The sequence below is a fragment of the Elioraea sp. genome, assembly GCF_051860475.1.
Classification (GTDB): Bacteria; Pseudomonadota; Alphaproteobacteria; order Acetobacterales; family Acetobacteraceae; genus Elioraea.
Window position 1 is genome coordinate 24,365 of record NZ_JBHYDW010000001.1, and the last position, 19,251, is coordinate 43,615.

The 19,251-nt window shown below is 70.9% G+C and carries 17 protein-coding genes and 1 pseudogene; 7 read left to right on the plus strand and 11 right to left on the minus strand.

Translation table 11 applies throughout. The features are described 5' to 3' along the window. A pseudogene (locus ACTIFU_RS00110) lies at positions 1 to 111 on the minus strand (L-threonylcarbamoyladenylate synthase); the annotation flags it as partial. Beyond that, the gene (gene cysQ / locus ACTIFU_RS00115; RefSeq protein WP_439576235.1) at positions 108 to 869 is read right to left on the minus strand and encodes a 3'(2'),5'-bisphosphate nucleotidase CysQ; all 762 of its coding nucleotides are present in this window, start codon (positions 867 to 869) and stop codon (positions 108 to 110) included. The gene cysQ and the pseudogene ACTIFU_RS00110, both read right to left, overlap by 4 nt. Positions 870 to 959: 90 nt before the next feature. Here cysQ and ACTIFU_RS00120 point away from each other — a divergent pair, with 90 nt between their 5' ends. Genes ACTIFU_RS00120 through ACTIFU_RS00130 form a run of 3 tightly spaced genes read left to right on the plus strand, consistent with a single transcriptional unit; the run spans position 960 to position 4,366 of the window. Next, positions 960 to 2,483, plus strand: coding sequence for a leucyl aminopeptidase (locus ACTIFU_RS00120; RefSeq protein ID WP_439576236.1), 1,524 nt, complete (start codon positions 960 to 962; stop codon positions 2,481 to 2,483). A gap of 22 nt (positions 2,484 to 2,505) precedes the next feature. Next, positions 2,506 to 3,930 carry a leucyl aminopeptidase gene (locus tag ACTIFU_RS00125; protein WP_439576237.1) on the plus strand — a complete coding sequence of 475 codons (1,425 nt, stop codon included), beginning with the start codon at positions 2,506 to 2,508 and terminating at the stop codon, positions 3,928 to 3,930. Beyond that, entirely contained in the window at positions 3,923 to 4,366 is a 444-nt protein-coding gene (locus ACTIFU_RS00130) for a DNA polymerase III subunit chi (protein ID WP_439576238.1), read from the plus strand. The genes ACTIFU_RS00125 and ACTIFU_RS00130 overlap by 8 nt, the downstream gene beginning before the upstream one ends. Here the strand turns inward: ACTIFU_RS00130 and ACTIFU_RS00135 are convergent. Continuing rightward, positions 4,323 to 4,766, minus strand: a complete 444-nt coding sequence (locus tag ACTIFU_RS00135; RefSeq protein ID WP_439576239.1) for a winged helix-turn-helix transcriptional regulator — start codon at positions 4,764 to 4,766, stop codon at positions 4,323 to 4,325. The two genes, ACTIFU_RS00130 and ACTIFU_RS00135, sit on opposite strands and share 44 nt — an antisense overlap. A 35-nt stretch (positions 4,767 to 4,801) precedes the next feature. Between ACTIFU_RS00135 and ACTIFU_RS00140 the strand changes: the two genes are divergently transcribed. After that, on the plus strand, positions 4,802 to 5,701 hold the full coding sequence (locus tag ACTIFU_RS00140) for an NmrA family NAD(P)-binding protein (protein WP_439576240.1): 900 nt from the start codon (positions 4,802 to 4,804) through the stop codon (positions 5,699 to 5,701). Here ACTIFU_RS00140 and ACTIFU_RS00145 read toward each other — a convergent pair. The 4 genes from ACTIFU_RS00145 to ACTIFU_RS00160 all read right to left on the minus strand — a co-directional run bounded on the left by ACTIFU_RS00145 (position 5,676) and on the right by ACTIFU_RS00160 (position 12,646). Further along, a complete protein-coding gene (locus ACTIFU_RS00145) occupies positions 5,676 to 6,449 on the minus strand; it encodes a DUF3891 family protein (protein WP_439576241.1) in 774 nt (257 codons plus the stop codon). The genes ACTIFU_RS00140 and ACTIFU_RS00145 overlap by 26 nt on opposite strands. A gap of 4 nt (positions 6,450 to 6,453) precedes the next feature. After that, on the minus strand, positions 6,454 to 7,416 hold the full coding sequence (locus tag ACTIFU_RS00150) for a Bug family tripartite tricarboxylate transporter substrate binding protein (protein ID WP_439576242.1): 963 nt from the start codon (positions 7,414 to 7,416) through the stop codon (positions 6,454 to 6,456). Positions 7,417 to 7,510: 94 nt separating this feature from the next. Beyond that, positions 7,511 to 10,324 carry a 2-oxoglutarate dehydrogenase E1 component gene (locus ACTIFU_RS00155; RefSeq protein WP_439576243.1) on the minus strand — a complete coding sequence of 938 codons (2,814 nt, stop codon included), beginning with the start codon at positions 10,322 to 10,324 and terminating at the stop codon, positions 7,511 to 7,513. A 213-nt stretch (positions 10,325 to 10,537) separates the two neighbouring features. Beyond that, complete coding sequence (locus tag ACTIFU_RS00160; RefSeq protein ID WP_439576244.1) at positions 10,538 to 12,646, minus strand: PEP-CTERM sorting domain-containing protein; 2,109 nt, start codon at positions 12,644 to 12,646, stop codon at positions 10,538 to 10,540. Positions 12,647 to 12,866: 220 nt separating this feature from the next. Here ACTIFU_RS00160 and ACTIFU_RS00165 point away from each other — a divergent pair, with 220 nt between their 5' ends. From ACTIFU_RS00165 to ACTIFU_RS00175, 3 genes are all read left to right on the plus strand, one after another. After that, positions 12,867 to 13,772, plus strand: coding sequence for a fumarylacetoacetate hydrolase family protein (locus ACTIFU_RS00165; RefSeq protein WP_439576245.1), 906 nt, complete (start codon positions 12,867 to 12,869; stop codon positions 13,770 to 13,772). Between the two features lie 10 nt (positions 13,773 to 13,782). Continuing rightward, complete coding sequence (locus ACTIFU_RS00170; RefSeq protein ID WP_439576246.1) at positions 13,783 to 14,520, plus strand: TlyA family RNA methyltransferase; 738 nt, start codon at positions 13,783 to 13,785, stop codon at positions 14,518 to 14,520. A gap of 146 nt (positions 14,521 to 14,666) precedes the next feature. Then, positions 14,667 to 16,190, plus strand: coding sequence for an ABC transporter substrate-binding protein (locus ACTIFU_RS00175; RefSeq protein ID WP_439576247.1), 1,524 nt, complete (start codon positions 14,667 to 14,669; stop codon positions 16,188 to 16,190). A 172-nt stretch (positions 16,191 to 16,362) separates the two neighbouring features. Here ACTIFU_RS00175 and ACTIFU_RS00180 read toward each other — a convergent pair whose 3' ends face one another. From ACTIFU_RS00180 to ACTIFU_RS00195, 4 genes are read right to left on the minus strand one after another with little or no spacing between them, the layout of a single operon-like run. Then, complete coding sequence (locus ACTIFU_RS00180) at positions 16,363 to 16,770, minus strand: transposase domain-containing protein (RefSeq protein WP_439576248.1); 408 nt, start codon at positions 16,768 to 16,770, stop codon at positions 16,363 to 16,365. Then, positions 16,665 to 17,411 (minus strand): IS66 family transposase, encoded by a 747-nt coding sequence (locus tag ACTIFU_RS00185; protein ID WP_439576249.1) that lies wholly within the window; start codon positions 17,409 to 17,411, stop codon positions 16,665 to 16,667. The genes ACTIFU_RS00180 and ACTIFU_RS00185 overlap by 106 nt, the downstream gene beginning before the upstream one ends. Then, entirely contained in the window at positions 17,401 to 18,372 is a 972-nt protein-coding gene (locus ACTIFU_RS00190) for a branched-chain amino acid ABC transporter permease (protein WP_439576250.1), read from the minus strand. Before ACTIFU_RS00190 ends, ACTIFU_RS00185 begins: the two co-directional genes overlap by 11 nt. Then, the gene (locus ACTIFU_RS00195) at positions 18,369 to 19,241 is read right to left on the minus strand and encodes a branched-chain amino acid ABC transporter permease (protein WP_439576251.1); all 873 of its coding nucleotides are present in this window, start codon (positions 19,239 to 19,241) and stop codon (positions 18,369 to 18,371) included. The genes ACTIFU_RS00190 and ACTIFU_RS00195 overlap by 4 nt, the downstream gene beginning before the upstream one ends. Positions 19,242 to 19,251: the final 10 nt, after the last annotated feature.

The following is a 19,251-nucleotide window of genomic DNA, read 5'->3' on the forward strand; positions in this document are numbered from 1 at the left end:
CCCGCCGAGGCCGTACACGGTCTCGGTCGGAAAGGCGACCAGCCTTCCGGCCCGCAGCAGCCGCGCCGCCTCGGTGATCCCCGCCGCATCCGCGGGAAGTCGCTCGGTCACGCGACGCCCCGGCAGACGAAGTCGGGATTGGCGAAGCCCGGCTTGCCGTAGCCCAGCGGCGCGCCGTCGGCCGTGCGCACCGACCCGCCTGCCGCCTCCACCACGGCCTGAGGTCCGGCCGTGTCCCACTCCATGGTCCGGCCGAACCGCGGATAGAGGTCCGCCATGCCCTCGGCGACGCGGCAGAACTTCACCGCCGAGCCGGCATTGACGATCCGCGCGACCGGCCGCTCGGCCAGGTAGTCCGTCAGCCGGGGATCGTCGGCGAACTGGCGTGAGGCGAACACGGTCAGCCCCTCGGGCGGGACCGCGCGTGCAGCGATCGGCCGACGGCCCGCGCTGTCCTGCTTCCACGCGCCCTGGCCTGGGATGCCAAGGAACAGCTCCCCCGTGGCCGGCAGCGCCACCCCGCCGAGAACGGGGCGCCCGCGCTCAATCAGTCCGATGCAGACCGCGAACTCGTCGCGTCCGGCGGCGAACTCGCGCGTGCCGTCGAGCGGGTCGACCAGCCAGAACCGCTCGCCTGGCCGCTCGATCCGGCCGGCCGCCACCTCCTCCTCGGCGATCACGGGGATCGCCGGCGTGGCTGCGCGCAATCCGGTGACGATCCGTGCCTCCGCCGCGTGATCCGCCTCCGTCACCGGCGTGCGGTCGAGCTTGCGGGTGACCGTGATGCCGCTCTCGCGTACCGCCATGATGGCGTCCGCCGCGGCGAGGGCGAGTCGTGCGACAAGTTCCAGGCATTCTTGATCCGTCATGGATTGGTGTTAGCCCCGACGTCCGGGCATGGCAAAGCATGGCACGCTTGCTACAGTCCGTGGTCACGCACGAACCCCGGGGATCACCGCATGCTCGACATCACCTTCGCCAAGCCCGCCCTGCCGGAGAAGGGCGCGCTCGCGCTGCTGCTTGGCGAGGGTGAGAACCCGACGGGACTGGGCGCCGCAGCCGATGCGGCGACCGCCGGCGCGATCAGCCGCGCCCTCACCGCCGCCTCGTTCAAGGGCAAGAAGAACGAGACGGTGACGATCCTCGCTCCGGGTGCCGGGCTCTCGCGCGTGGTCGTGGTCGGGGTCGGCAAGCGCGAGGAGGCGGACGGGCGCGCCACCGAGGAGGCGGGCGGCACGGCGGCCGCGGCATTGTCGACCGAGGCTGCGGCCGTGCTCGAGGTCGGGCCCGCCGCCCCCGCGCGCGCCGCCGAGGCCGCACTCGGCGCGGTGCTGCGCGCCTGGCGCTTCGACAAGTACCGCACCACCGAGAAGGCCGAGGACAAGCCGAAGCTGGCGCGGCTCGTGGTCGCGCACGATGATGCGACGAAGGCGCGCGCGGCCTGGGTGCCGCTCAAGGGCGTCGCGGAAGGCGTCTTCCTCGCCCGCGAACTGGTCGCCGAGCCGCCGAACGTGCTGAACCCCGTCGAGATGGCCGAGCGCTGCCGCACGCTCGCGAAGCTTGGCCTCGAGGTCGAGATCCTCGGGCCGAAGGAGATGAAGAAGCTCGGCTTCGGCGCGCTGCTTGGCGTGGCCCAGGGCTCGGCGAACGAGCCGCGCATGGTGGTGATGCAGTGGCATGGCGCCTCCGGCGCCGGGGGGCACGGCGCGGGCGGCACGGCGGCCAAGGGCAAGCGCGCGGCCAAGGCCGCGAAGCCGGTCGCATTCATCGGCAAGGGCGTCACCTTCGACACCGGCGGCATCTCGCTCAAGCCGGCCGCCGGCATGGAGGACATGAAGTGGGACATGGCCGGTGCGGGCACGGTGGTCGGGCTGATGGCCGCGCTCGCCGGACGCAAGGCGAAGGTCGATGCGGTGGGGATCGTCGGGCTGGTCGAGAACATGCCCTCGGGCACGGCGCAGCGGCCCGGCGACGTGGTGAAGACCTATTCCGGCCAGACCGTCGAGGTGCTGAACACGGATGCCGAGGGCCGGCTCGTGCTGGCTGACGTGCTCTGGTACTGCCAGGAGCGGTTCGAACCGGCCTTCATGGTCGATCTCGCCACGCTGACCGGGGCGATCGTGATCAGCCTCGGCCACGAGAACGCCGGCCTCTTCGCGAACGACGACGATCTCGCGCAGAAGCTGATCGCCGCGGGTCAAGCGACCGGCGAGGGGGTGTGGCGCATGCCGCTCGGCGAGGCCTACGACAAGATGCTGAAATCCGACATCGCCGACATGAAGAACATCGGCGGACGGCCGGGCGGCGCGGTGACGGCGGCGCAGTTCCTCCAGCGCTTCGTCAACGGCAAGCCCTGGGCGCATCTTGACATCGCCGGCACGGCCTGGAGCAGCAAGGACAAGCCCTGCGTGCCCAAGGGTGCCACCGCGTTCGGGGTTCGGCTGCTCGACCGGCTGGTCGCCGAGCACCACGAGAAGGGCTGAGGCCCGCGGCGCGGCGGCGGCGATGCTGACGGTCCGCTTCCGCCACCGGCTGCGCCACGAGACCGCAGCGCGCGCGCGGCTGCTGACCGAGGCGGGGGCGCATGCCGACATTCTCGCTCCTGCGATCGGCTTTGCCGGCCGCGCGGACGAGGTGGCCACGGGCCGCGATGCCGACGGACGGCTGACCGTGCTCGCCGGCATGGGCAGCGAGGCGACGCCGCGTTCGGTGCGCCGCGCCGGCGGACGGGCGGCGGCCGCAGCGATCGCGTCGAAGCGGCTCGTGCTCGATGCGCGCGACCTCACGCCGGATCTGGCCGCCGAGGCCGCGGTCGGTGCCTGCCTGCGCGCCTGGCGGTTCGAGGCGCTGAAGACGCGCGAGGATGCGGACGAACCCAAGCACCTCGTCCATCTCGATGTGATCGTGCACGACAAGCGCGCGGCAGGGGCGATCTGGGAAACGCTCGCGCCGGGCGTCACCGGAACGCTGTTCGCGCGCAACCTGGTCGCCGAGCCATCCAATCGGCTGACGCCGACCACCTTCGCCGCGCGGCTGCGCGCGCTCGCGGAGGAGGGGTTGAAGGTCGAGATCCGTGATGGCGCCTGGCTGAAGCGGGAGGGCTTCGGCGCGCTGCTCGGCGTCGCCCGCGGCAGCGCCAACCCGCCCTGCCTCGCGGTGCTGCGCTGGAAGGGGACGATCGACGCGCCGCCGGTGGCGTTCATCGGCAAGGGCGTGACCTTCGACACCGGCGGCGTGGACATCAAGCCCGCCGACCGGATGTGGGAGATGCGCGCGGACATGGCCGGTGCCGCCGCCGCGGCGGGGGCGATGCTGGCGCTCGCGCGCCGCCGTTCGCCCGCGCCGGCCGTCGCCGTGCTGGGGCTGGTCGAGAACATGATCGGCGCGGAGGCGCAGCGCCCCTCCGATGTCGTGCGCGCGGTGAACGGCACGACGATCGAGGTGATCGACACGGATGCGGAAGGGCGGCTGGTGCTGGCCGACTGCCTCGCCTGGACGCGGCGCGCGCTCCGGCCGGCGGCGATGATCGACCTTGCAACACTGACGGGCTCGATCGTGGTCGCGTTGGGCAACCACCGCGCCGGACTGTTCGCCTCTGACGGCGCGCTCGCCGCGCAACTCGCGGCTGCGGGCGAGGCGGTGGACGAGAAGCTCTGGCCGATGCCGCTGGAGGAGGCCTATGGCGAGGCGCTGAGGAGCGACATCGCCGACGTGAAGAACTGCGTCGCCGAACGGTTCCAGCCCGATGCCTGCCACGCCGCCGCGTTCCTGCACCGTTTCGTCGGCGATACGCCCTGGGCGCATCTCGACATCGCCGGTGTGGAGCTGCGCCACGAAGCCGACGCGCTGGGGCCGGAGGGGGCGTCCGGCTTCGGTGTGCGCCTGCTCGACCGGCTCGTCTCGCTCCGCTTCGAGGCGGAGGATGGCTGAGATCGGCTTCTACCACCTGACGCGCACGAGCCTCGATGTCGCGCTGCCGAAACTGCTTGGCCGCGTGCTCGCGACCGGCGGGCGGGCGGTCGTGAAGGCAGCGAGCGAGGAGCGCGTGGCCGCGCTGGACACCGCGCTCTGGCTCTGCTCGGACCCCGACTGGCTGCCGCACGGCACGCGCTCGACCGGCGAGGCCGATCGTCAGCCGATCTGGCTCACCACAGACGACGAGGCGCCGAACGGGGCGCGGCACCTGTTCCTCGTCGAAGGGGCGCAGAGTGCGCGGCTCGACGCGTTCGAGCGCGTGTTCGACCTGTTCGACGGCCGCGACGAGGCGGCGGTGGCGGCAGCGCGGCAGCGCTGGGCGGCGGCGAAGGAAGCGGGCCACGCGCTCACCTACTGGCGCCAGACCGAGCGCGGCTGGGAGAAGGGGTAGCGCGCGACTTTGGCTTCGCGCCGTAGCGCTCGCCCCAAGCGCACATCGCGTCACACACCGGTCCGAGCGCCCAGCCACGCTCCGTCAACGCATACTCGACCTTCGGCGGCACGTGATCATGCACGGTGCGGCTGACGACCCCGGCGGCCTCCAGCGCGCGGAGCTGCAGCGTCAGCATCCGCTGGGTGATCTCCGGCACACGCCGGCGCAACTCGTTGAACCGCTTCGGCCCGCTGGTGAGCTGGAACAGGATGACCGCCTTCCACTTGCCGCCGATCACTGCGGCGGTTGCCTCGACGGGGCAGGCGGCGACGGCAAGCGATGCGGCGCGCAACGGTCTCGACATGCGAGGACGGTATAAACACTGTGCGTACTTGTCGATCAGGAACCGTCGGTCCACCTGCGCTCGACCAGAGCCTTGCAGCGGAGAGTGGAATGTACGCGATCATGGGTGCGACAGGTCAGACGGGCGGGGCAGCGATCGCCGCACTGCTGAGCGAGGGGCGGGATGCACGCGCGATCCTGCGCGATCCGGCGAAGGGGCAGCACCTCGCCGCGCGGGGCGCGGCGCTCGCGGTCGCGGCGACGGATGACGTCGCCGCGCTCGCCGCGTCCTTTACCGGCGCAGAGGCCGTGTTCGTGCTGAACCCGCCGCAGCCGCACGCGGCCGACTATCTGGGTGCCGCGCGGGCGGCATCCGAGTCGATCGCCACGGCGGTGCGCCGCTCGGGCGTGGCCCGCGTGGTCGCGCTCTCCTCGCAGGGCGCGCATCTTGCCGAGGGCACGGGCGCGGTGCGGACGCTCTACGACTTCGAGCATGCGCTGCGGCAGACAGGCGCGCAGGTGACCTTCCTCCGCGCGACCTACTTCATGGAGAACTGGGCCGAGGTGCTCGCTCCCGTGCGCGAGGCCGGCGTGCTGCCGAGCATGCTGCTGCCGCTCGACGCGGCGATCGACATGGTCTCGGTGCGCGACATCGGCCGTGTGGCCGCTTCCCTGCTGGTCGACCCCGGCCGGCACGCGCCGATCGTCAACCTGATCGGGCCGCGCGCCTATGCGCCGACGGATGCGGCGGCCGCCTTCGCGGAGCTGCTGGGCCGGCCTGTCGAGGCGGTGCCGGTGCCGCGCGACGCTTGGCACGCGGCCCTCACCGACGCAGGTCTCGGCGAGGACTACGCAGCCGCGATCGTCGCGCTGAACGACGCGATCAACGCCGGCACGATGCCCTATGAGCCGGGCGTGGGCGAGACCCTGCGCGGCACGGTGACACTGCGCGAGGCGCTCGCAGCCCTGCTCGCGGCCGAGGCCGCTACGCCGGCGTCAGCGTCGCCGTGATCGGCATGACGGGCGCGGCGGCGAGCGCCGCGCGCATCGTCGCCTCGTCGGTGAACCCGCCGTGCGGCAGGTGGCGCGCGAGGCAGGCGACCGTGACGCTCGCCTCCCTGAACGGCCACGGATCAACCGTGAGCCGATCCCAGTCGTCGCCGGGAAACGCGAGCGCAAGCCGGGCCATCTCGCCGGCGAGCGGCACGGGCGGCGTCCGGCGCGGGCTGCGTCCCATCGCGCCGCAGATCACCAGCGACATCAGGTCGAGCGCCAGCAGGATCGCGCGCTGATCGGCGATTTCCGCATCGCTCGCCGCGGTCTGCGGACGGAGATGCCCCTGCATCGTCTCCTGCTCCGCGCGGAAGCGTCGCACCGCGGCGAGATCCTCCGGCGTGCGCGTCTCGTCCGGGGTCAGCGCGTAGATCGCGAGCCCGTGCAGGGAGACGAGCAGTGCGACAAGCGGGCCGTAGGAGGCAGCGGCGGTCTCGACGCCGGCGGACCACAGCGCGGTGTGCTGATCGCGTGGCAGCGCAACGAAGTCGTAGGGACGTCCCGTCGTGGGATCACGCGTCGGCACGGCCTCCCACTTCAGCCAGCCGATGTCGTGCTGCTCGGCGGCGAGGATGAACAGCTCCGGCAGGCGATCGACACCCGCCACCGCCCCGCCCCAGGCGCGCGCGAGCTGGCCCGAGATCCAGGCGTGCGCGGGCTGGCTGATCGCGAGCGCCGATCCGTCCGGCAGCGGCCGGAACAGCACGCGCTCACTCCATGCGGATGCCGGTGAGCTGCACGAGCGCCTGCCAGCGCGCGACCTCCTCGCGCTGGAAGGCCGCGAACTCGGCCGGTCCGAGGGGCGCGGCGTTGAACCCCATGCCGCGCAGCCGCTCCTGCATCGGCGCCTCGTTGACGATCGCGACGAACGCCTCGGCGAGCTTGGCCACGATCGGCGCCGGCGTGCCGGCAGGGGCCCAGAAGCCGAACCAGGCATCGACCGAGACGCCCGGCGCGCCCGCCTCGTCGAAGGTCGGCACATCCGGCGCATCGGCGATGCGCGCGGGCGCGCCGATCGCGAGCGCCCGCAGCCGGCCGTCGCGCACGAGCGAAACGACCTGCGGCCAGGTGGAGATGAAGTAGTCCACCACGCCGGCCACCGTGTCGGTCACCGCCGGCGCGCCGCCGCGATAGGGCACATGCGTCGCGTCCATCCTGAACCGGCGCGCCAGGCTCTCGCCGATCACGTGGCTCGCACTGCCGACCGAGGTCGAGGCATAGGTCACGCGACCGCCATTCGTGCCCTTGGCGACCAGCTCCTGCAACGTCTTCGCGCCGTTCGCCGGCACGATCAGCGCATGGTGCACCGACGCCAGCCGCGCGATCGGCGTGAAGCTGTCGATCGCGTGATACGGCAGGGTGCGCGCCATCGCCTGGTTCGAGGCATGCGTCTGGTTGTTGCCGAGCGCCAGCGTGTAGCCGTCCGCGGCGGCCTGGGCGACCGCCTGGGTGCCGATGATCGCCGCGCCGCCCGCGCGGTTCTCCACCACCACCGGCGCGCCGTTCCACATCTCCGAGAGCCGCTGCGCGATCGCGCGGCCGAGCACATCCGTCGAGCCGCCGGGCGGATAGGCGATCACGATGCGGATCGGCCGCGACGGATAGGCGTCCTGTGCGCGGGCGGCGAGTGGCGCGAGCGCGGCGGCGGCAATGAGCGAGCGGCGAGCGAGCATCCTGATCCTCCCTGGGCCCGCTCTTGTCGGAGAGCCGCGGAGGCGGGTCAATAGACCTTGATCGGGTCCTGCTGCCGCGCCCCGACGGAGGGGCTCAGGCGCTCAGCGCCTCCTCGACCAGGGCGGCCTGTTCGGCATTGTGCACCTTGTAGAACCCGGTCGCCGGGCTCGCCGCCTCGCGCCGGCCGATGTAGCGCGGCCGCGCGCGCCGATCCGCCGCCGCCGCGGCCTCCTCGAGCCTGCGGTCGATGAAGGTCCAGGCGCCCATGTTCTGCGGCTCCTCCTGGCACCAGACGATCTCGGCGTTCGGGTAGCGCGCGATCACCTTCGGCAGGCTGACGGAGGGGAACGGATAGAGCTGCTCGACCCGCACCAGTGCCACGGTGTCGATCCTCTCCTCGCGCCGTGCGGCAAGCAGGTCGTAATAGACCTTGCCGGTGCAGAAGACGATGCGCTTGACCGCCTCGTCCTCGGCGATCGGGTCGATCTCGGGGATGACGTGGCGGAACGAGGCGCCGGGGCCGAACTCGTCGAGCGTCGAGACCGCGAGCTTGTGACGCAGCAGCGATTTCGGCGTCATCACGATCAGCGGCTTGCGGTAGTTGCGCTTGAGCTGGCGGCGCAGCGCGTGGAAGTAGTTCGCTGGCGTGGTGAAGTTGCAGACCTGCATGTTGCGCTCGGCGCAGAGCTGGAGGTAGCGCTCGAGCCGCGCCGAGGAATGTTCCGGCCCCTGGCCCTCATAGCCGTGCGGCAGCAGCATCACGAGCCCGCTCATGCGCAGCCACTTCGATTCGCCGGACGCGATGAACTGATCGATGATCACCTGCGCGCCGTTGGCGAAGTCGCCGAACTGCGCCTCCCACAGCACCAGTGTGGAGGGATCGGCGAGCGAGTAGCCGTAGTCGAAGCCGAGCACACCGGCTTCCGACAGCAGCGAGTTGAACGCCTCGAAGCGCGCCTGGCCCTCACGCAGATGATTGAGCGGGGTGTACTCGGCCTGCGTCGTCTGGTCGATCAGCACGGCGTGGCGGTGGCTGAAGGTGCCGCGCTGCACGTCCTCGCCCGAGAGCCGCACATTGTGGCCCTCGAGCATGAGCGTGCCGAAGGCGAGCGCCTCGCCCGTCGCCCAGTCGATCCCCTCGCCGCTGGCAATCGACTCGCGCTTCTGGTCGAGCTGGCGAGCGATCTTCGGGTTGACGTCGAACCCAACCGGCACGCGGCACAGCGCCTCGCCGACCTCGCGAAGCCGCTCCAGCGCCACACCCGTTCCGCAGTCCTTGGCCTCGTCCTCGATCCCGCCCGGCGCGAGCCCGGCCCACTTGCCCTCCAGCCAGTCGGCCTTGTTGGGCTTGTAGGTGCGCGACGCCTCGAACGCCTCGTCGAGGGCGGCGGTGAAGCGTGCCTGGATCGCCACGGCCTCCTCGGCGCTCAGCGCGCCCTCGGCCGCCAGCCGTTCGGCGTATCTGGCGCGCGTGGTCTTCTGCGCGCGGATCGCCTTGTACATCAGCGGCTGCGTGAAGGCCGGCTCGTCGGACTCGTTGTGGCCGTGGCGGCGGTAGCAGACGATGTCGAGCACCGCATCGACGCCGAAGGTCATGCGGAACTCGGTCGCCATGCGCGCGCAGAACACCACCGCCTCCGGGTCGTCGCCGTTCACGTGCAGGATCGGCGCCTGGATCGACTTGGCGATGTCGGTGCAGTAGAGGCCCGAATAGGCGTGCGCCGGCACCGTCGTGAAGCCGATCTGGTTGTTGACAATGAAGTGCACGGTGCCGCCGGTGCGGTAGCCGATCAGCTGGCTCATCGCCAGTGTCTCGGCCACGAGCCCCTGGCCGGCGAAGGCGGCGTCGCCGTGCATCAGGATCGCCATGGCGCGACGGCGCGTCTTGCGGTCCCCCATCATGTCCTGCTTGGCGCGGATCTTGCCGACCACGACCGGATCGACCGCCTCGAGATGCGAGGGGTTGGGCTGGAGCGAGAGATGCACCTGCCGGCCGGCGATCTCGACGTCAGCGCTGGTGCCGAGGTGGTACTTCACGTCGCCCGAGCCCTGCACGTCGTCGGGGCTGGAGAGATTGCCCTGGAACTCGCTGAACACCGCCGAGAACGGCTTCTTCATGATGTTGACCAGCGTGTTCAGCCGGCCGCGATGCGGCATGCCGATCGCGACCTCGACCACGCCGGCCTCGGCCGCAACCTCGATCGCGGTGCGCACGGCGGGGATCACGCTCTCGCCGCCTTCGAGCCCGAAGCGCTTCGTGCCGACGAACTTCTTCTGGCAGAACACCTCGAAGCCCTCGGCCTCGGTCAGCCGCTCGAGTATCTCGCGCCTGGCGTGCGCGTCGAAGGCGGACCGCCAGGGTGCGCCTTCGACCTTCTGCTGGATCCAGGCCTTCTGATCGGGGTCCTGGATGTGCATGAACTCGACGCCGACGGGTCCGCAATAGGTCTCGCGCAGCACCGAGAGGATCTGGCGGAGCGTCGCGCTCTCGTAGCCGAGCACGTGATCGATGAAGATCGGCCGGTCCATGTCGGCCGGACCAAAGCCGTAGGTGGCCGGGTCGAGCTCGGGATGCGCGCTCGGGATCTTCAGGGCCAGCGGGTCGAGCTGCGCCTCCAGATGGCCGCGCACGCGATAGGCGCGGATCAGCATCAGCGCGCGGATCGAGTCGAGGGTGGAGCTGCGCAGCTCCTCGAACGGGATCGCCGCCGCCGGCCGCGGCCGGGCCGCCAGCGCGGCGCCGTTCGCGCCGCCGATCCCGCCATTGGCGAGCGCACCGAACAGCGCCGCCCAGCCAGGCTCGACACTGCCGGGATCGGAGGTCCAGCGGTCATAGAGCCCGGCGACGTAGATCGAGTCGCCAGGCGGGATGCCGTCGAGGAACGCGTCGAGGTTCAGGCTTGCCATCGTCTTCTCCCGGCCCCGGGCCGGGCCGGGTCCCTGGGCCGCGCGCCGGGCGGCAGGCGCGGACACTACACCGCCGGGCGCGGCCTTCCGGCCGAGCCGCAGAGCGATGCCCTCCTACAATACGCAACAGCGCGTGAATGCGGCAGTCCGAACCGGGCTGTCAGGCCATGTGTCCGCGGCATAGCTGCCGCGGACACATGCAGGAGAGGCCGGTCAGGCGGCGCGGCGGCGCAGCGCGGCGAAGCCGAGCAGACCGGCCAGCAGCAGCGCGGCGCTCGCCGGCTCGGGCACGGTGGTCGAGATGCCGTCGGTCAGGGCGACGAAGGTGAGCGCGGGACCGGAGAGGTCGAACTGGAACCCGGCCTGGAGCCCGCCGACCGCGAAGGTGACGCCAGCGGCGACGGTCGGCGCGTTCGGACCGGAGAAGAAGTCGAAGGTCTGGCCGGCGGTGGGCGCGAAGCCGTCGATGAACTCGAACAGCACCGTGCCGCCGGCGATCATCGTCGTGCCGGTGATGTTGAGCACGTCGAACTGGCCCGCGCCGGTGCCGCCGATCTCGATCTTGAGGATGCCGTCGAGCACGGTCAGGTCGCCGACGATGTTCAGCGTGCCGGGCGAGGCGCCTGGGGCGAGGGTGCCGCCGTCGAGGACGACGTTGCCGATGATGGTGCCGCCCGACCCGCCGACCAGGCCGGAGGTGCCGATGCGCACCTCGCCCGCCTGCAGCGTGCCGCCGTTGGAGACGATCACCGTGCCGCCGTCGCTGGTCGAGCCCGCGAGGCTCACCGGCGCGCCGACGACGATGCGATCCGCCGAGACCAGGGAGCCGGCACCGCTGATGGTCAGCGAACCCATGCCGGCGGTGGCATTCGGCAGCAGCGTGCCGCCCGCCTCGATCGGCGCGCCCACCAGGACGCGTGCGAGCGGTCCGGAGAGAATCACCTGGCCGCCGGAGGCCACCTGGAGGCTTCCGGTCGCGCCGGCGAAGCGGCCCAAGAGGAGCGTCGACTCGGTCGTGCCCGAAAGCGTTACGGTCGCGCCGCTGTCCACCAGGATCGATCCGGACGAGCCCGCCTCCCGTCCGGCCTGAAGCACGGCGTTCCGGCCGCCGAGATCGAGCGTCGCGTTGTCGCGAACCGAGAGGTTGCCGTTCGAGCCGTCGAGCCGGCCGACCGTCGCCGTCGCAAGGCCCGATGCGTTGGTGTGGGCGACGCTGACCGAGGCGCCGTCGCGGATCACCATCGAGCCGTTCGAGCCGGCATTGCGGCCGACGATGATGTCAGCGAACTGCGCCGCGCCGATCTGCAGGGACGTCGCCGCGCCCTGCACGGTGATGGATCCGGTTCCGTCGCGCGCCGCCGTCACGAAGGCATCACCCAGGGTCGATTGGACCGACACCGTGGAGTTGCCGAATGTCAGCGTGCCGGTCGAGCCGGCGTCGCGGCCGACCTGAATCCCGGTCGCCCCGGCAGCACCCTGAAGCGACACCGTGGCGCCGGTCGTGACCATCGTGCCGATCGTTCCGGCCTCCCGGCCGACACTCAAGATCGAAAAATTGCTGTCTGATTGGATCGCCAGGGCGGAGTTGGTGATGGTGACGGTCCCGACGCTCGTGCCGGGCGCGGCGGTGACATTCCGGCCGACCACGAAACCCGCATCGCCGCCGCCGACCGTGGCCGCTCGGTCACGCAGCGTGATGGCCGAGCCGTTGGTTGCGGTGAGGACGCCCGTGCCGGCACCCTCGCCGAGGAAGATATAGGCGCCCGATCCGCTGTCGACCGTGAGCGTGCCGTTGTTGAGGCTGAGCGTGCCTGTGCCACCGTTCCGACCGACGAACACCGATTCGCCGGCCGTGGTGTGGGAGCCGGGCGCAGCCGTTGGATCGAGCACCCTGAGCGCGCCGCCGTTCTCGATGGTGATGCTGCCGGTGCCCTCGCGCCCGACCTGTGCCGAGGTGCCATGGTTGTTGCCGTTGAGCTGGATCGCCGAGCCCGCGCCCGAGATCACGGCGCTGCCGACCGCGCCCGGCTGCCGGCCGATCACCATGAACGGGCCGTTGTTCGCGCCCGGGGGTGCGGTGCTGTCGAGCTGGATCACCGCCCCGCCGGTGACGCTGATCGCGCCGGACTGGCCGGGAATGTGGCCCGCCCGCAGATCGTCGCCCGGCGGGCTTGGTGGGGGGCCGCCCGGCGTGCACTGGGCATCGCCCGTGAAGGTGATGTTCGGCGTGCCCGGCGCCGGACAGGCAGCCTGTGCGGATGGCGGCAAGGTGGCCGCGATCGCAAGCGTGGACGCGGCGCACAACCAATGGCGAATGCTCATGTCACCCCCCTTCCTGCGGCACAGCCCCCGCGCCGCTCGCAACACCAAGGATTCTTTGGGCAGTGAAACAGACAGGCGATGGATGATGCGTGGATGATTCATAAATCATACGACATTATTGGAGAAGTTGAGTTTGTCTACCAACGAGGGTGCCCACTGCCTCGTGACTCCGGCCGCCGTTGAGGCACACTCGCCGCATCAACCTGTCGGGGGAGTACGGATGACCATGCGGCTCGCGACCTACAGCACCGGGGGTGCGCCGTGCGTGGGTGTGGTCCTGGATGGCGGCTCGGTGCTCGACGGCGCAGCGGCGCTCCGCGCATCCGGCGGCGATCCGGCTCCGCTCGCCGACATGATCGCGACCATCGAGGCGTGGGACCGCGTCGGGCCGGTGCTGGCGAAGGCTGCGGCGTCTCCGCCCGTCGGCGCGGTCGTGGGGAGCGAGCAGGCACGGCTGCTCGCGCCGATCCCGAGGCCACGGAAGAACGTGTTCTGCGTCGGCCGCAACTACCTGGACCATGTGGCGGAGGGCGACCGCGCCGCCGGGCGCGAGACCTCCGTGCCCGAACACGCGCAGTTCTTCACCAAGCCTGCCAACGTGGTGATCGGCCCCGGCGACTGGGTCCCGAACCACGCGGGCGTCACGAAGGCGCTCGACTACGAGGTCGAGCTCGTGGTGGTGATCGGCACGGGCGGGGCGGACATCCCGCGCGAGCGCGCCTTCGAGCACGTGTTCGGCTACACGATCGGCAATGACATCACCGGCCGCGATCTCCAGCGCCGGCACGGCCAGTGGTTCAAGGGCAAGGGCCTGGACCGGTCCTGCCCGATGGGGCCGTGGATCGTGCCGCGGGGCGATCTGCCCGAACCGCCGGACCTGCGCATCAGCCTCACGGTCAACGGCGAGCCGCGTCAGGACAGCCGCACCAGCCGGATGATCTTCGACATCCCCGCGATCCTGTCGGTGCTCTCGGCCGGGCTGACGCTCGAGCCGGGCGACGTGATCATGACCGGCACGCCGGAGGGGGTGGGCTATGCGATGACGCCGCCGCGCCTCCTCAAGCCCGGCGACCAGATCGCGGCCGCGATCGAGGGGATCGGCGTGCTGGAGAACGAGGTCCGCTAGGAGGGCGTACGTGAAGCAGCGGCTGGATGCGGCTCTGGTGGAGCGGGGCCTGGTCGAGTCGCGCGCCAGGGCCCAGGCGCTGGTGCTCGCGGGCAAGGTGTTCTCGGGCGAGCGGCGGCTGGAGAAGGCGGGGATGCAGGTGGCGCCCGACCTGCCGCTGGAGGTGCGGGGGCAGGACCATCCCTGGGTCAGCCGCGGCGGGGTGAAGTTCGACTTCGCGCTGAACCATTTCGCGCTGTCGCCGCTGGGCCTGGTGTGCCTGGACATCGGCGCCTCCACGGGCGGGTTCACGGATGTGCTGCTGGCGCGCGGCGCCGAGCGGGTGCATGCGGTGGATGTCGGGCATGGGCAGCTCGCATGGAAACTGCGTACCGATCCGCGGGTGGTCGTGCACGAGCGGCTGAATGCGCGGTTCCTGACACGCGCGCACGTGCCGGAGGACATCGGCGCGCTGACTTGCGATGCCTCGTTCATCGGGCTGCGCACGGTGCTGCCGGCAGGGCTCGCGCTGTGCGCGCCGGGGGCCTGGGCGGTAGCGCTGATCAAGCCGCAGTTCGAGGCGGGGCCCGGGAGGGTCGGCAGGGGCGGGGTGGTTCGCGACGGTGCTGTGCATCAGGAGGTGTGCGCGGCGATTGCGGCGTGGTGGGCTGACCGGCCGGGCTGGCGCGTGCTCGGCGTGGCGGAGAGCCCGATCCGCGGGCCTGAGGGGAACCGGGAGTTCCTGATCGCGGCGCGGCACGTGGGCTGATCGCGGGGCTGATCGCGGGGCGGGTCAGCGGAAGGGTCTCGCGTCACCGGCGGAGCCGCGCGCGTGACAGCGCCTCGCCCCCGCCCTTGTTGCTCGGCGCCGCGGGAGGGTAGCATCTCCGCCACGCAATCCAGGGAGAGACGGCAATGACCCTACGACGCACCTTGCTCGCCGCGACGCTGCTCGCGGGCTTCGCGATGCCTGCGGTCGCGCAGAAATCGGCCGATACGCTGCGTGTGGTCGAGCGCAGCACGGTCACGAACGTCGATCCGTACTACAACTCGCTGCGCTCGGGCCTGATCCTGACGCACCAGACCTTCGATGGCCTGATCTATCGCGACCCCGACGGGTTCGTGCTGAAGCCGGCCCTCGCCACCGCTTGGCGCTTCATCGACGACAAGACCATCGAGTTCGACCTGCGCCGCGGCGTGAAGTTCCACAACGGCGACCCGTTCAGCGCCGACGACGTGGTCTACACGCTGAACCTGGTGTCGAACCCGGAGAGCAAGGTCGCCACGCCGGCGAACTACGGCTGGATCGAGCGGGCCGAGAAGATCGACGACTTCACCGTGCGGCTGCACCTCAAGGCCCCGTTCCCCGCCGCGCTGCAGTACCTGGCCTTCGTCACGCCGATCTACCCGAAAGCGTACCGCGAGCGCGTCGGCCCCGAGGGCTTCAGCCGTGCACCGGTCGGCACCGGGCCGTACAGGATCGCGCGCGTGGATCAGGCGCGCCAGGTCGATCTTGAGCGGTTCGAGGACTACTACCAGGGCGCACCCAAGCCGCGCCCGGCGATCGGCAAGATCCAGATCCGCTATGTGCCCGATGCGGCGACCGAAATGACGGAGCTGCTCGCCGGTCGTGCCGACTACATCTGGAACTTCAACCCCGATCAGTTCGAGCGCATCCGCCAGCACCCGCGTCTGACCGCGCAGCAGCAGGAGACGATGCGCGTCGCGTTCCTGATGATCGACGCGGCGGGACGCACCGGCGAAGGCAACCCGCTGACCAAGCAGAAGGTGCGGCAGGCGATCTGGCACGCGGTGAATCGGCAGGAGATCGCCGAGCGCCTCGTGCGCGGCGGCTCGCGCGTGCCCGACGCGCCGTGCTTCCCGACCCAGTTCGGCTGCGATCAGGAGGCTGCGGTGGTCTACAAGTACGACCCCGAGCGGGCGAAGCGACTGCTCGCCGAGGCCGGCTATCCCGATGGTTTCGACACCGAGCTCGTCAGCTACATCCAGCCCGCGCAGTGGACGGCCGCGGTGCAGGGCTACCTCCAGGCGGTCGGGATCCGCGCGCGGGTCAGCCAGCTCCAGGTGCAGGCCGTGATCCAGCGATCCTGGGCCGGCACGACGCCGCTCTACATGGGCAGCTGGGGCAGCTACTCGATCAACGACGTCTCCGCGATCATGCCGAACTTCATGGGCCGCGGGGCGAACGACGACTACTCGCGCGATCCGGACATCCATCGCTGGCTCGAGGAGGGCGGATCGACCAACGACACCGAGAAGCGGCTGGCGGCCTATCGCAACGTGATCCAGCGCGCGACCGAGCAGGCCTACTGGCTGCCGCTGTTCACGTACGTGTCATACTACGCGCACACGCGGGATCTCGAGTTCACCCCGTATCCGGACGAGATGCCGCGCTGGTACCGCGCGAAGTGGAACTGACGTAACGTTCGGGCGCCGCGAGGGCGATTGCCCTCGCGGCGTTCTCATGGCCGTGTCACGCCACGCGTGACCGGGACCAGTGCCCGGGGCGTCCGGACGGCCCCGGATGCGGGCCTGACAGCGGCAGAACGAGCACGGAGCCTGGTCCTGAGGCGCCGGTACAACGCCCCGTTCAGTCCCGGCGGCGCAGCACCCGCGCGGAGTTCAGTACCCTTCCGAAGGCCGATCTGACGGATGCCGTCCGGGTCCGCCGCGAGAGCTCGGCGATCCCGCTCCAAGACGCCGCAACTCCCCACTCCGCGTCACGCTCGGGGCGGCACACCAGGTACCGGTCGATGCGCCTGGAAATCGTGGCCGGGATGCGGTGGAGCAGGACGCGGAGATAGGTCTGCGGGTCCCAGCCGTTCAGCTCCGCGGTGCCGACCAGGGTGTAGATGATCCCGGTCCGCCCCCCGCCCTCGACCGATCCGGCGATCAGGCAGTTCCTCCACCCCAGCGCGAGTGGCGCATCGGCCGCTCGGCGGCGTTGTTGTGCAGGCAGGCGCGGCCGTCGCGCAGCACCGTGGTCAACGCGGTCCACTGCGCCAGCGTGTAGCGGATCACCTTCGCGAGGTCCGACTTGCCGGAGATACGGCGCAGCGTCGCCTCGAGCCAGGCGTGCAGATCAGCCATCAGCGGCGCCGAGCGCGCCTCGGGCGGCTGGCCGCGGATCTCCGCCTCGACGGCGAACAGCGGCCGCATGCGCTCGATCGCCTCGCGCGCGAGTGGGCTGGCGTTCGCCAGCCTCTCGTCATGGAAGTCGCGCCGTACATGCGTCCAGAACGCCGCCTGGGACGAGCAGCGCACGGTCGCCATGGCCGTGGTGCGGCCGTCCATCTCCTCGAACACGGTGGTGACCACGGTCTCGCCGCCGGTCCACTCCTGATCGAGCAGCTCGGTGTGCACGATCCGCTCGGGCGGGACGATCTCGCGGAACGTCCCGCCCATCCCCATGTCGTCCGTCCGGTGGTCGCACCAGTCATGGCGGGAGGCGCGCCCAAGCGGAAGTCGATCTCGCACACGGCCATCAGCCAGTCGACGGGTCCGAAGAGCCGACGCCTGACCAGCAAACGCGTCGTGAACGCCTCGAACACCAGGTGCCGAGGACCGACGCCGCTGCGGATCACGGTGACCTCGGTGTCCGATGGCGTGGTGACGGCGACGCCCTCGCTCACGCGGCACGCATCGTGAGGCGTGACGCAAGACCGAGGATGCCGCGCGGCGCGAAGCCGACGGTGACGATCAGCAGCGCGCCGAACAGCACGAGATCCACGCCCGGCAGCGCGCCGCCGGTGAGCGTGGCGATCCACGTCTTGGTGAACTCGCCGATGCCGTGCAGCACGAAGGCGCCGAGCACCGGGCCGAACACGGTGCCCAGGCCGCCGATGATCGGCGCGAGCAGCGCCTCGACCGAGATCCACGGCCCGTAGGCGATCATCGCGTCGAGATAGAGGAACTTCTGCGCGTAGAGACAGCCGGCCGAGGCGGTGATCGCGCCCGAGAGCGTGATCGCGGCGATCTTCACGCGCAGCACATCGACGCCGAGCGCGCGCGCGGCATCCTCGTTCTCGCGCACCGCGACGAGGCGCGCACCGAACCGGCCACGTTCGAGCGCGCGGATCAGCAGCATCACCGCGCCGAGGAACGCGACCGTCAGCCGGTGGAAGGTCGCGCGGTCGGCGAACTGGAAGTTCAGTGGATCGACGTTCAGCCGGATCAGGATGCCGGCCGCCCCACCGGTCACCGGCAGCACATTGGCGACGATGCGGAACACCTCGGCGAAGGCCAGCGTGACGAGCGCGAAATACGAGCCGCGCAGCCGCGCGCGGAAGGCGAGCGTGCCGATCACCGCGCCGACCAGGGCGCCGAGCCCGATCGCGATCGGCAGCGCCACCCAGGGGTTCAGCCCGAGCCGCTCCTGCAGGATCGCGATCGCGTAGGCGCCGGTGCCGAAGAAACTTGCGTGGCCGAAGCTGAACTGCCCGCCATAGCCGCCGAGCAGGTTCCAGCCCTGGCCGGCGAGCGCCACGATCAGGGTGAAGATCAGGAAGTTCTGCATCGTGCCGGACGTGAACACGGCCGGCAGCACCGCCAGCACGGCGAGCACCGCGAGGATCGCCGCGTAGGGACGGAGCCCGCTCATGCCTTTGCCCCGAACAGTCCCGTCGGGCGGACCAGCAGCACCAGGATGAAGATCAGGAAGATGCCGATCTGGCCCAGGCTCTCGCCCATGAACAGGCCGGACAGGCTCTCGACCACGCCGATGAAGAGGCCGCCGAGGAGCGCGCCGGGGATCGAGCCCATGCCGCCCAGCACGACGATGGTGAACGCGACGAGCACGAAGGCGTTGCCGATGCGTGGGTTCACCAGGAAGGTCGGCATCAGCAGCGACGCCGCGACCGCGAGACACGCTGCGCCGAGCCCGAAGGTGACGGCGTAGATGTGGCCGACATCGATGCCGACCAGGGCCGCGCCGATCTTCTCCTTCGCCACCGCCCGTATCGCCTGGCCGGTGGTGCTGCGCGCAAGGAACAGCCACAGCAGCCCCGCCACCGCCAGCACGACGAACACCGCGACCACGCGCGGCAGGGAGAGGAACAGGGGCCCGAGCTCGATCACCGAGAACCCGTAGGGCACGTCGATCGAGCGGGTGTCGGAGCGGAACGCCATCAGCAGGGCGTTCTCGATGATGATCGCGAGCCCAAGCGTGACCAGCAGGATGTTGCCGTCATCGCCGTGGCTCGCCGGGCCGATCACCAGCCGCTGCACCGCGTAGCCGAGCGCGAACATCCCCGGTACGGTGACGATCATCGCGACATACGGATCGAGCCCGGCCGTGCCGTGCAGCACATAGACCGCGAACATCGCCGCGGTCAGCGTCGCGCCATGGGCGAAGTTGATGATGTGCAGCACGCCATAGACCAGCGTCAGCCCGACCGCGATCAGCGCATAGACCGATCCGGTCATCAGCCCGTTCAGCACGGCGGTGAGCAGGATCTCGGGCGAGTACATCACGCGCCGG